14 protein-coding genes are annotated in these 12,380 nt (G+C 62.4%); 6 read left to right on the forward strand and 8 right to left on the reverse strand.

What is annotated here, in order from left to right; all coding sequences use genetic code 11:
- Positions 1-283 precede the first annotated feature (283 nt).
- Together ACESNB_RS17445 and ACESNB_RS17450 are read left to right on the forward strand one after the other, a co-directional pair.
- Positions 284-1,105, forward strand: a complete 822-nt coding sequence (locus ACESNB_RS17445; protein WP_373009614.1) for an SDR family NAD(P)-dependent oxidoreductase — start codon at positions 284-286, stop codon at positions 1,103-1,105.
- 145 nt (positions 1,106-1,250) lie between these two features.
- Positions 1,251-1,853 carry a hypothetical protein gene (locus tag ACESNB_RS17450; protein ID WP_373009615.1) on the forward strand — a complete coding sequence of 201 codons (603 nt, stop codon included), beginning with the start codon at positions 1,251-1,253 and terminating at the stop codon, positions 1,851-1,853.
- Between the two features lie 350 nt (positions 1,854-2,203).
- Here ACESNB_RS17450 and ACESNB_RS17455 read toward each other — a convergent pair whose 3' ends face one another.
- From ACESNB_RS17455 to fabD, 8 genes are all read right to left on the reverse strand, one after another.
- Positions 2,204-2,419 carry a hypothetical protein gene (locus ACESNB_RS17455; RefSeq protein ID WP_373009616.1) on the reverse strand — a complete coding sequence of 72 codons (216 nt, stop codon included), beginning with the start codon at positions 2,417-2,419 and terminating at the stop codon, positions 2,204-2,206.
- Positions 2,420-2,483: 64 nt separating this feature from the next.
- Complete coding sequence (gmk, locus tag ACESNB_RS17460) at positions 2,484-3,125, reverse strand: guanylate kinase (RefSeq protein WP_373009617.1); 642 nt, start codon at positions 3,123-3,125, stop codon at positions 2,484-2,486.
- Entirely contained in the window at positions 3,115-4,002 is an 888-nt protein-coding gene (locus tag ACESNB_RS17465) for a YicC/YloC family endoribonuclease (RefSeq protein WP_373009618.1), read from the reverse strand. Before ACESNB_RS17465 ends, gmk begins: the two co-directional genes overlap by 11 nt.
- Complete coding sequence (mltG, locus tag ACESNB_RS17470) at positions 3,999-5,027, reverse strand: endolytic transglycosylase MltG (RefSeq protein WP_373009619.1); 1,029 nt, start codon at positions 5,025-5,027, stop codon at positions 3,999-4,001. Before mltG ends, ACESNB_RS17465 begins: the two co-directional genes overlap by 4 nt.
- Positions 5,028-5,092: 65 nt before the next feature.
- Entirely contained in the window at positions 5,093-6,379 is a 1,287-nt protein-coding gene (gene fabF, locus ACESNB_RS17475) for a beta-ketoacyl-ACP synthase II (RefSeq protein ID WP_373009620.1), read from the reverse strand.
- A 17-nt stretch (positions 6,380-6,396) separates the two neighbouring features.
- A complete protein-coding gene (locus ACESNB_RS17480) occupies positions 6,397-6,630 on the reverse strand; it encodes an acyl carrier protein (protein WP_045698220.1) in 234 nt (77 codons plus the stop codon).
- Positions 6,631-6,745: 115 nt separating this feature from the next.
- Positions 6,746-7,483 carry a 3-oxoacyl-[acyl-carrier-protein] reductase gene (fabG, locus tag ACESNB_RS17485; protein ID WP_373009621.1) on the reverse strand — a complete coding sequence of 246 codons (738 nt, stop codon included), beginning with the start codon at positions 7,481-7,483 and terminating at the stop codon, positions 6,746-6,748.
- On the reverse strand, positions 7,476-8,438 hold the full coding sequence (fabD, locus tag ACESNB_RS17490; RefSeq protein ID WP_373009622.1) for an ACP S-malonyltransferase: 963 nt from the start codon (positions 8,436-8,438) through the stop codon (positions 7,476-7,478). Before fabD ends, fabG begins: the two co-directional genes overlap by 8 nt.
- 208 nt (positions 8,439-8,646) lie before the next feature.
- On the opposite strand from fabD, the gene rpsF reads away from it, so the two are divergent.
- The 4 genes from rpsF to ACESNB_RS17510 all read left to right on the forward strand — a co-directional run bounded on the left by rpsF (position 8,647) and on the right by ACESNB_RS17510 (position 11,495).
- Complete coding sequence (gene rpsF / locus ACESNB_RS17495; protein ID WP_373009623.1) at positions 8,647-8,985, forward strand: 30S ribosomal protein S6; 339 nt, start codon at positions 8,647-8,649, stop codon at positions 8,983-8,985.
- Between the two features lie 14 nt (positions 8,986-8,999).
- On the forward strand, positions 9,000-9,257 hold the full coding sequence (gene rpsR, locus ACESNB_RS17500) for a 30S ribosomal protein S18 (RefSeq protein WP_045698212.1): 258 nt from the start codon (positions 9,000-9,002) through the stop codon (positions 9,255-9,257).
- A gap of 11 nt (positions 9,258-9,268) precedes the next feature.
- Positions 9,269-9,859: a 50S ribosomal protein L9 gene (gene rplI, locus ACESNB_RS17505; RefSeq protein ID WP_340693537.1), complete on the forward strand. Its 591-nt coding sequence runs from the start codon at positions 9,269-9,271 to the stop codon at positions 9,857-9,859.
- Positions 9,860-10,001: 142 nt separating this feature from the next.
- Positions 10,002-11,495, forward strand: coding sequence for a replicative DNA helicase (locus ACESNB_RS17510; RefSeq protein WP_373009624.1), 1,494 nt, complete (start codon positions 10,002-10,004; stop codon positions 11,493-11,495).
- Positions 11,496-12,380: the final 885 nt, after the last annotated feature.

The raw sequence follows: 12,380 nt of genomic DNA on the forward strand, positions 1-12,380 counted from the left end.
CACAGGCGCCGCCTTCGGCCAACGCCGCAAGATGATGCGCGCCGCCCTCAAACCCTTCGCGAAAAAGCACGGACTGAAAGCCGCCGACTGGCTCGAAAGCGTCGGCATCGACCCGACCGCCCGCGCCGAAATCCTCTCGCAAGACGACTTCCGTAGGCTGGCGGCGAGCTTGGCGTAGGGCACATTTCCGAGCAAAGAAAGCTGCCGCGCCCGGCGATCCGCACTACCGCACCCCGGCGCCTTCGCCCATAATGGCCAAAAGCAGGACAAGGGCGGAAATCACATGCAGGACTTCAAGGACAAGACAGTCGTTATCACGGGCGGGGCCACCGGCATCGGCTTTGCCCTCGCCAAGGTCTTCGGGGCAGACGGGGCAAAAATCGTGATCGGCGAGCCGCGCGAGGCGCGCCTGCAAGAGGCCGTCGCCGCCCTCGGCGATCTTGGAATCGAGGCCAGCTACATCGTTTGCGACGTCACAGACCCGGCCAGTGTCGAGGCCCTCGCCGATTTCGCGTGGGATACCCATGGCCATGTCGACGTCCTGATCAACAATGCCGGTATTTCGATCGGGCCCGGGCGCGTCACAAACCTGCCGCTGGAAAAGCTCCACGCCCTGTTCGACGTGAACTTTTTCGGCGTCTGGCATGGCGCGGCCATTTTCGGCAAGCGCATGGTGGCCCAGGGAACGCCGGCGGCCATCTACAATCTCGGTTCGGAGAATTCCTTCTTCAGCGCCGTCCCCAACAATACGGCCTATCTCGCATCGAAACACGCCGTGCACGGCCTCACCGTGGGCCTGCGCGAAGAGATGCCGGATTTCATCACCGTCGGTCTCATCTGCCCCGGCTGGGTCGGCACTGAACTCGTCGATGCGCGCCTGAGGCATATGACCATGGACCCGGACCGGTTCGCCGCCATCGTGATGGAACAGGTTCGCGCAGGCGAATTCTACATAGTCAGCCACGCTTACAATATGGTGCACATTGATGCCCGCTATGCGGAACTCGCAAAGGCCTATGCCACCTATGCCCCGCGCTATGACGGCGACGAGGAATACGACGTCCGCCTCCAGATACCGAACATCATCGAAGCCTTAAAGGATTAGCCTGCGCAGGGCGGGCCCAGGCGAAGCGATCCTCACCCTCCCCCATACCCAAACCTCCCGTGTCCCCTGCGAAGGCAGGGGCGGCGCCCCTTCCTCTCTCCCCCTCTCAATCCGACCCACGCCCAACCGGGCCTATACTGCCCGCATGAGCAATGCCCCCGACATCGTAACCCATGGCCTTGAACAGGCGCGTTACGCCCTGACCAAGCTGATCGGCATGACGAATGCGCACCTGCGCCCGCTGACGCTGAAGCGCGGCCTGAAGCAGCGGGCCTCGGGGCCGCTGAAACAGCTTGAGATCATCGTGCGGCGCCTGCTGGTGTTGATGGCGCTCGCCCTGAGGCTGGCGCCCGTGCGGCCCCGTGCCACCTCCTTACCGCTCCTCGAGGGCACCGAGCTCGTCACCTTCCCGGCTCCGCGCCGTTTCGCCCTGTCGGGACGGGTGCAGCCCGCCGTGGCCCCCGAAGCGTCCGTGCTTTTTCCGGGCAGCGTTCGTGCAAGCGGCCCGGTGCCGGCCGCGCCTTTCCTCGCCCGCGTCAGCGCCCTCTACAGAGTGCTGGAAAACCCGGAGGTCCACGCCAAACGCCTCGCGCGCAGCCTTGCCCGCCAGCAGAAGCGCGGCGACCTCAAGCCCGTCGCCCTGCCCATGGCCAGCGCCTATCGCCTCCGCCCCGAACTCGGCGCTATCGCCACGGCCCTCCCGGGCCTGCTCTCCGCCGCGCTGGAAAAATGGGATAATTCGAGCTGAGTCAGACAGGCTTGTCAGACAGGTTTGCCGGGCGCTGAGAGGTGTTTCCGGATGCACCCGCATCTCTCCCCCCGAAGATACCTGCGGAGGCAGGTATCCATGGACGAATGTCGCCACGGAGCCGGGGGGAAAGACCAGTCCATGGACCCCTGCCTGCGCAGGGGTCTGTGGTAATTGGGGGAATGATTGTCAGGGGCTCATCCTGAGCGAAGTCGAAGGACGGGCCCCGTGCTGGCCAATGCCACCACATCCCGTGTTCCCGGCGAATGCCGGGACCTCAGGCAATTGGAGGACGGGACAAAGCCGCACGAGGCCCCGCCCTGCGTCGTGGATGCGGAAACAAACAGAACCTACTTCCCGTCAAACGGCTCGACGACGATATCGGTGACTTCCTCGAACGTGCCCGAGCGGTCCAGTCCGCCACGCATGACATACCAGGCGACCAGGACGAGCGCAGCAAATGGCAGGAGCCAGAGCAGCCACACGGCACGCGCCTTCGGGCGCGGAGGGGTTTGCGGCGGCTCGGGCACCTGCCCGTCCGTTTCCGGTTCATTGTCATTTGTCATGCGCGGGCCTTTTCAGGGAAGACTTGCAGAACGGTGGTACGGAACGGGTCGGATTTAGGGGGCGTCAGGCCTCTCCGAGGAGGCGCCTGACATGGTCGTCAAGGTCGAGCTGGCGCAGCCGTTTCAGGCGTTCGACCAGCAGTATCCGGCGCAGGCGCTGGTACGCCTCGTCGAGATTGTCATTGATGATCGCATAATCATAGCGCCGCCAGTGCATGATTTCCCGGCGGGCATCGACCATGCGGCGCGCCACATCTTCCGGCGTCGATCCCTCGCGAGCCGCAAGGCGGGCTTCCAGTTCCTCGATGCTCGGCGGCAGGATGAAGACCGAGACGACATCATTCGGCATCTGGTCATGCAGCGCGTCAGCGCCCTGCCAGTCGACGTCGAACAATATGTCCTCGCCGCTCTCCAGTTTCGCCACGGTGTCGGCGCGCGGGGTGCCGTAATACTTGTCGAACACATGCGCCCATTCGAGGAATTCGCGGTTCGTGATCATGTCCTTGAAATCATGGACCGACTTGAAATGATAATGCTGGCCATCGACCTCGTTCGGCCGCGGTATCCGCGTCGTCGCCGAGACCGACAGGTTCACGTCTTCGAACTCGTTCAGCAACATGTGTGACAGTGTCGTCTTGCCGGCGCCCGACGGGCTCGACAGGACGAGCATCAGCCCCCTGCGCTTTCCCATTTGCTCATTCGACATTCGCGGCCTGCTCCTTGAACTGGTCAATCACCCCTTTGAGGCCCAACCCCGCATTCGTCAAATCGAGACTGACAGATTTCGAGCAGAGCGTATTGGCTTCGCGGTTGAGTTCCTGCGCCAGGAAATCGAGTTTCCGGCCCACCGGAGAGCCGCCGGCGAGCAGGTCCCGCGCGCCGGCAAAGTGCGCCGCCAGCCGGTCGAGTTCCTCTCGGACATCCGCCTTGGCGGCGCTGAGCGCGATTTCCACTGCGGCCCGGTCGGCGTCGACCCGGCCTTCGGCGTCGAGTTCGTCGAGTTGCTTCGTAAGGCGCGCCTTCAACAGGCCGGGCTGGGCGTCGGCCAGTTTCGTCGCCGCCGCCGCAAAGCCCTCCATTTCGCCGACAAGGCAGGTCATGATGCCAGTCAGCGAAGCGCCTTCCGTCCGGCGCGCCTCGGCGAGGTCCTTCAGGGCGGCATTGGCCGCGTCCGACAGGAGCTCGATCACCGCCGCGTCCTGCGCCAGTTCCCGCAGCGAGCTGCCACCGGTTTCGACCACGCCCTTGAGCGTCATCAGCGTGGCAATCGCCTCGCCCGACAGGCCAGCGCCATGGATCGCCTGCGCCGCATTTGTCAGCGCCGTCAGCAGGCCTTCGTTCACGGTGACCGTCTCGTCGCCCATGCTCATGTCGATGCGCAGGGAGACCTGCAGCGAGCCACGGTTGAACAGTTTCGATGCCTGGGCCTTCACCGCGCGATCCAGCGCGTCGAATCCCGGCGGCGTGTTCACGCGTACATCGAGGCTGCGGCCATTGACGCTCTTGGCCTCCCAGGCCCAGCTTCCCCATACGGCTTCACCCGCGACACGGGCAAAGCCGGTCATGCCGGACAATTCACTCATTCCTCAGCCCTCTCCCGCGCGATTTCCTCGCGCTCATATTTCCGGTAGGCCGCCACATTGCGATTGTGCTCGGCCAGCGTCTTGGCGAAGAGATGCCCCCCTTTGCCGTCAGCTACAAAGAATATGTACTCTGTTTCGGGTGGGTTTAGCACGGCAGCAATCGCATCTCGCCCCGGATTGCAGATCGGGGTCTTCGGCAGGCCGTCAATCTGGTAGGTGTTCCAGTCGGTCTTCCGGTCGATTTCAGAGCGATACAGGGTCCGGCGCTCGCCGGCCTTGTTGTAGAGCGGTTCGCCCTGCGAGATGCCGTAAATGATGGTCGGGTCGCTCTCCAGCCGCATGCCGCGCTTCATGCGCGTCGTGAACAGAGCGGCCACTTCAGGCCGCTCCTCGGCAATGCCTGTTTCCTTTTCGACCACGGAGGCGAGGATCACCGCCTCATACGGGTTCGCCAGAAGGAGCCCGTCCTGCCGCTTCGGCCATAGCTCCTTCAACAGCTCGTCCTGCGCCTTGGCCATCTGGACGATCAGTTTCGCCCGCGTCATGCCGCGATGATAAAGGTACGTGTCCGGCAGCAGGCTGCCTTCGGCGACAGGCAATTCAGGCATCGGGCCAACAAGCACGGGATCGGATTCGATCAACCGCAGCAGCTGCGCCGTGGTCCGGCCCTCAGGCAGCGTGATCTTGTGCATCACCGCCTTGCCTTCGATCAGGATTTCAAGGACTTCGCCGAGGCTGGCCTGCGGCTCGATGGTGAACTCACCGGTTTTCAGCGCGGTCTCGGTGCCGTCGATCCGGGCCTTGAGACGCATCAGCCAGGCCGACCGGATCACACCATCCTTCTCGAGGCGGGCCGCGACGCTCAACATGCCTTCGCCGGGTTCGACTACGACGAGCGTTTCAGCGGGCAACGGTCCGTCCTTGGCCACTTCATTGCCAAGCCAGATCCAGCCGGCACCGGCAACGGCACCCGCGAGGATCACAACCGCAATGACAAGCGACAACAGGCCTTTGATGAACTTCATGAAACGCCTCACACGAATCCCGGCACCGCCAGCTTACATGCCCGCCCCTGCCCGGCGATAGTGGCCTATTTCACTTCCCGGATCACGAGCGAGGCATTGGTGCCGCCAAAGCCGAAACTGTTCGACATGGCAGCCCGCACGCGGCCCTTCTTGGCCTTGTGGGGAATGAGATCAATCGGCGTCTCGAAACTCGGATTGTCGAGGTTCAGCGTCGGCGGCATAATCTGGTCACGAATGGCCAGCGCGCAGAACGCAGTCTCGATGGCACCGGCAGCGCCCAGGAGGTGGCCGACCGCGGACTTGGTGGACGACATGGACAGGTTCTTGGCGTGGTCGCCATAGGCTCGCTCGACCGCACCCGCTTCGCCTTCGTCGCCCTTCGGCGTGGAGGTTCCATGCGCGTTGATATAGTCAACTTCCGACGGATCAATCGCGGCATGTTTCAGCGCCATTTTCATGGCGCGGTAGCCGCCTTCGGCGCCTTCGGCGGGCGCGGTGATGTGATAGGCGTCGCCCGTCAGGCCATAGCCAATAACTTCGGCATAGATATTCGCGCCGCGCGCCTTGGCATGTTCGTACTCTTCGAGCACCAGAACCGCTGCGCCGTCCCCCATGACGAACCCGTCGCGATCTTTGTCATAGGGACGCGACGCCTTCTCGGGCGTATCGTTGAATCCGGTGGACATGGCCTTCGCGGCACAGAAGCCGGCAATAGCGATGCGGCCGATCACAGCCTCGGAACCGCCCGCCAGCATCACGTCGGCATCGCCGTACTTGATAAGCCGCGCCGAGTCGCCGATCGCATGCGCACCCGTGGCACACGCCGTCACGACGGCATGGTTCGGGCCCTTGAAGCCGTGCTTGATCGATACCTGCCCGGAGGCAAGGTTGATCAGGGCCGACGGGATGAAGAAGGGGCTGACCTTGCGCGGGCCATGCTCGTGCAGGGTTACGGCCGTTTTGTAGATGGATTCCAGTCCGCCGATGCCGGAGCCGATCATCACGCCTGTGCGCTCACGGCTTTCTTCATCTTCCGGACGCCAGTCGGCGTCCTCGACAGCTTCTTCCGCTGCCGCAATGGCGTAAAGGATGAATTCGTCGATCCGGCGCAGCTCCTTGGGGGAGACAAATTTGTCCGGATCAAACGCATGTGGGTCGCCTGACCCACCGCCGCGTCCGTTGGTCCATGGTACCTGGAACGCGATCTTGCACGGCATATCTTCCGGATCGAAGACGTCGATGCGCCCCGCTCCGGATTTTCCAGCAATCAGGCGTTCCCAGGTTGCCTCGCGCCCAAAAGCGAGCGGAGATACAATCCCGATACCCGTTATAACAACGCGGCGGTCAGACATTCAGTTTCCGCCCCGTCTTAGACGTGGGCTTTGATGTGAGTGACCGCGTCACCGACGGACCGGATCGATTCCTGCACATCGTCTGGGATTTCGATATTGAACTCTTCTTCGAAGGCCATGACCAGCTCGACAAGGTCAAGCGAGTCAGCGCCGAGATCGTCGATGAAGCTCGCGCTTTCAACAACCTTGTCGGCATCCACGTCGAGATTATCGACTACGATTTTTTTAACACGCTCAAGAACGTCAGACATGAATACCTCTCTAGAATATGCCCGATAGCCGGTTCATTTCTGAACCATTGTGTTGCGCCTAGCACACACTTGGCAAAAGCGCCAAGCCCTAGCAGCAACGGTTACTGTAGCGAAATCAGATCATTGCCATACCGCCATTCACATGCAGCGTTTGCCCCGTCACGTAAGAGGCCTCGCTGGATGCAAGGTACACTGCGGCTGCGGCGATGTCTCCACCCTGCCCCAACCGGCCTGCTGGTATGCCACCAAGCAGGGCCGTTTTCTGTGCCTCGGGCAGCCCGTCCGTCATCGGCGATTCGATGAAACCCGGGGCAATCGTGTTGGCGGTAATGCCCCGGCTGGCAACTTCCTGGGCGATGGATTTGGTGAACCCGATCATCCCGGCCTTTGATGCACAATAGTTCGTCTGGCCCGGATTACCCGTCACGCCAACGATCGATGCAATGCCGATAATGCGGCCATAGCGGCGCTTCATCATGCCCCGAACGACGCTCTTGGTGAGCCTGAAATAGCTGCCAAGATTGACCTCCAGCACGTCATTCCAGTCATCATACTTCATCTGGATCAGCAGCTTGTCGCGCGTGATGCCCGCATTGGCGACCAGGATATCGAGCGGCCCGATAGCGGCCTCTGCGCGGCCCACAAGGCCGTCTACGGCTTCCGCGTTGGACAGGTTGCAGGTCACGATGGCGCTCTCGCCCTTCAGCGTGCCTGCGACGTCCTCAAGCACGTTCTCGCGTGTGCCCGACAGCGCAACTTTTGCGCCTGCCTCTGACAGCGCCATGGCGATCGCACGGCCGATGCCGCCCGATGCGCCGGTAACCAGGGCCGTCCGGCCGGTGAGATCAAACATGGGCTTCTCCCTTGATAAAGGCTGTGAAGGCTTCCAGGTCCTCGGGTGTCCCGAGCGTGAAGCCGTTTAGTGATTTTTCGATGCGGCGCTGCATGACCGTCAGCACCTTGCCGGCGCCCGCCTCGGCGGTCGACGTCACGCCTTGGCCGACCATGTATTGGACGCTTTCGGTCCAGCGGACCCGGCCGGTGACCTGGTCGATCAGGTTCTGGCGGATCACATCGGGATCAGACGTCGGTGCGGCTGAAATATTTGCCACGACCGGCACCACAGGCGCGCTGATCGTTACGCCGGACAGCGCCTCGGCCATGGCATCTGCAGCTGGCTGCATCAGCAAACAGTGGAAGGGCGCCGACACGTTCAGTGCCATCGCCTTCTTCACGCCATTGGCCTTCGCGTGCTCACAGGCCGCGTCAATCGCAGCTTTGGAACCTGACAGCACGAGCTGGCCGGGCGCATTGTCATTGGCAATCTCGCAAACGCCACCGGTCGCCCGCCCCGCAACACAGGCGGCCTCTGCCTGCGCGACATCGGCGCCGAGCAGTGCCGCCATGGCGCCCTCGCCGGCCGCCACGGCGCCCTGCATGGCATTGCCGCGTATCCGCAGCAGGCGGGCTGTGTCGGCCAAGCTGATCGCCCCGGCAGATGCCAGCGCCGAATACTCGCCGAGGGAATGGCCTGCCACGAAGCGGCCATCGGCGGCCGACAGACCGGAGGTTGCCTCCAGCGCCCGCATGGCGGCCACGCTGTGAGCCATCAGCGCGGGCTGGGCGTTCGCGGTCAGGGTCAGTTCGGCAATGTCGCCGTCCCACATCAGTTTCGACAGGTTCTGGCCGAGCGCCTCATCGACCTCTGCGAACACGGTTTTGACGGCCGGGAACGCATCCGCGAGGGCTTTGCCCATGCCGATTTCCTGGCTGCCTTGCCCCGGGAATATGAACGCCAGTCCTGTCATCGAGATTTCCTCCGGGTTTTTCTCGTGCCTACTGGGGGTCGCCAATGTGTGCAAGCGCTTGAAATCTGCACCAATATAGGCTTAAGACGCGCGTTCACACGCAGGGATGCGGTCCTCATTAGGCCGGAATGAGCCGGACGAAGAGGGGCCATCGCCAGTCAGTTTCCCGCTGCCTAGCGCCGCATGCCGCATTTTTGGGAATAAAAACATGGCACTATATGAGCACGTCGTGATCACACGACCTGACATTTCGCCGGCACAGGTCGATACATTTATCGAAGAACTGTCCGGCTTCCTCAAGGAAAAAGGCGCAACTGTCGGCCGAACCGAATATTGGGGCCTGCGCAACCTTGCCTATCCGATCAAGAAACAACGCAAGGCGCATTATTCGCTCCTGAACATCGACGGCCCTGCCGTGGCGATCCACGAACTGGAACGCCGCCTGCGCATTTCCGACGATGTGATGCGTTACATGACGATCCGCGTCGAGTCGCACAGTGACGAGCCTTCGGCTGTCCTGTCGCGCAAAGAACGCCGTCGCGACTAGAAAGGACAGGACACATGGCTCAGAAACTGAACATCACGAACATTCCTGCCCGTCGCCCGTTCGGTCGCCGCCGCAAGGTGGACCCGTTTACCGGCGAACACGCTCAGGATATCGACTACAAAGACGTGAAACTGCTGCAGCGCTATATCTCTGAAAAAGGGAAAATCGTGCCCAGCCGCATCACGGCCGTCAACCTCAAGAACCAGCGCAAGCTTGCTCAGGCGATCAAACGCGCCCGCATGCTGGCGCTGCTTCCGTTTGAAGTGAAGTAGGAGACACCGACATGCAAGTGATCCTTCTCGAACGCGTCGAACGCCTTGGAAAGATCGGAGACGAAGTCTCCGTGAAGAACGGCTTCGCACGCAACTTCCTCATCCCGCAGGGCAAGGCCCTTCTCGCAAACGATAAGAACCGCGCGCGGTTCGAATCTGAGCGCGAAGTGATTGAACAGCGCAACGAAGCGGCCCGTGCCGCTGCCGAGACTGAATCCGAAAAGCTCGAAGGCATGATCTTCACGATGATCCGCCAGGCCGGCGACACCGGCCAGCTATTCGGTTCGGTCACCGCACGGGACATCACCGAATCAGCTGCGGCAGCCGGGTTCAAGTTCCCGATCGTCGCCGTGCGTCTGGACAAGCCGATCAAGACGATCGGCCTTACCGACGTCACCGTCCGCCTCCACGCGGATGTGACTGTCACCGTCCAGGCCAACGTGGCCCGCTCAACCGAGGAAGCCGACCGTCAGGCCAAGGGCGAGGATATTGTCTCTGCCCTGCAGGAAGCCAATGCCGCGTTCGCATCCGAACAGGCCAGCGAGCTGAAAGAGGCCGCGTCCGAACTGTCCGACATGATCGGCGGAATGGACGAGGACTAGCCTCCTTTCGCTCCGGCGAAACTCATCAGGAAGCCGCAGCTTTTCACAGGCTGCGGCTTTTTTTGTGACTCGCACCGGCCCAAAGGCAGAACGCTGTCAGATGAGGGGCGCAATCGCGCCTCAGGTGAGCTAGAATTAACCAATGCCTCTCGACGATCATTCCCCCGAGCTGAACATCATCGCCCCGAACAACCTGTCGGCCGAGACCGCCGTGCTGGGCGCGATCCTGTTCGACAATAATGCCTACCAGCGCGTGGCCGATATCCTGCGCCCGTCCGACTTCTATGCCCCGGCGCACCAGGAGCTTTACGATGTCGCGGCGACGATGATCCAGCAGGGCCGGGTCGCCGATGGCGTGACCTTGCGCGAGCATTTCGAGAAGGCCGAAAAACTCACCGAGATCGGCGGCGCGCGCTATCTGGAGCAATTGCTCGACAGCGCCGCCTTCGGGCCGGAAGTCTCCGACTATGCCCACATGATCCGCGACCTGGCGATGCGCCGGGCGCTGGTCGATATCAGCGGCGAGCTGAAGGGCCGGGCCCTGACGCCGGGCCCGGACGAGAGCGGCGAACGCCAGATCGAACTGGCCGAGCGCCAGTTGTTCGACCTCGCCGAGCGCGGCGCCACCGGGCGGGGCTTTACCAGCTTTTCCGAAGCGCTGGTCGAATCGCTGAAAGCCGCCGAAGCCGCGTTCAAGCGCGAAGGCAAGATTGCCGGCATCCCGACCCTGCTGCGCGACCTCGACGAGAAGCTGGGCGGCTTCCACCGGTCCGACCTGCTGATCCTCGCCGGGCGCCCGTCAATGGGGAAGACCTCGCTGGCGACCAATATCGCCTATAATGCCGCCTCGGCCTACCGGGCCGAGGTGCAGGATGACGGTTCGAAAAAGACGATGGAGGGCGGCATTGTCGGCTTCTTCTCGCTCGAAATGTCGAACGAACAGCTGGCCACGCGTATCCTCGCCGAGCGGACCGGCATCACCACCCACCGCATCCGGCAGGGCGATCTCGACAAGGCGGATTTCGAGCGCCTGCGCGAAGCCACCGAAGAGCTGCAGAACCTGCCGCTCTATATCGACGACACTGGCGGCATCTCGATCAGCCAGCTGGCCGCGCGCGCCCGCCGCCTGCAGCGCTCGGTCGGGCTCGACCTGATCGTCATCGACTACCTCCAGCTGATCACCGTCAGCAATAGCGGTTCCAACACCAACCGCGTGCAGGAAGTGACCCAGATCACCACCGCGCTGAAGGCGCTGGCCAAGGACCTCAACGTGCCGGTCCTGGCCCTGTCGCAGCTCAGCCGCGCGGTCGAACAGCGCGACGACAAGCGCCCGCAACTTTCCGACCTGCGCGAATCCGGCTCGATCGAGCAGGATGCCGACGTCGTCATGTTCGTCTACCGGGAAGAATATTACCTCGCCCGGTCAGAGCCCGGCGCCGACCCGAGCGATCCGTCCTCGAACGAGAAATGGACCCAGTGGCGCGCCCGGATGGACCAGATCTACGGCATCGCCGAAGTCATTATCGGCAAGCAGCGCCACGGCCCCATCGGCAAGGTCGACCTCGCCTTCGACGCCAATATCACCCGCTTTGGCGACCTCGAACGCAGCCGCCACCTCGAAGACACCCGCGAATAGGCCTGCTCGTGCGGCCGCAGGCCCCTCTCGGGTCTCCGGCAAGGATGCAAGTTTTCAGGCGAAGGGCGCAAGCCCCAGGACGTGTCGATCCCTGCGACGGGCAGGCCGTGCACGGATAGTGCACGAGAAATACACGAATAGACCCAGGACAGGCCCGGATGCCCGAAAGCGCGCGCGCCGCCAGGGCTCAGCCATCTCCGGGGCATCTTCCACGAAGGCCACCCGGATACGGCCCCGACCGATGATCGATCCGCACCAGCACCTCGCGCTGTTGCCGGTTCATCCAGCGAAACAGGACGACCAGCTGCAGCCACACAAATGGCCACAGCATGACCGGCACGGAACGGAAAATCTGGGTGATCGCCTCACGGTTCATGCGGCGCAGTATACGGCAGGACGGGAGGGGTGGGGATAAGGGAGGCGTTATCCCACAAACAAAGCCATCGGGAACCCGCCGACTGCCGCGCGCGGATGGGGCACGGGTCGCGGTGTTAATCTGCGACCGCAAAATCCCGATAGCGGACATTGGCAGAAGCCAATTCCAATGTCAGGAAGTCGCCAAAAGTAGTCATCGACCGAACACCGGAAAATGACTGCTTACGCAGCAAATTCGAGACGTTGCAGAGCGACAGGTTCGTGAATGCAAGTTGTACAATTTTCAGGATGACTACCTGGGACCCTGCGCTTCGCGAGTGGCGCGATCTTATCGTCGCCTTGCAGCTGCGCATCCGCGAATATCGAAGACCAGGTCGCATTCATCGGACATCACGCGAATATTTTTTGCCAGGCTTTATTTATCAACAACCAAGAGCCTTGGCGCCAGCCTGTTAGGCGCCAGTAGAATTGCAACAAGTACCACGCCCGGCGAAGATCCCTTTCCGCTAG

The organism is Hyphomonas sp. (assembly GCF_041689225.1).
Classification (GTDB): domain Bacteria; phylum Pseudomonadota; class Alphaproteobacteria; order Caulobacterales; family Hyphomonadaceae; genus Hyphomonas.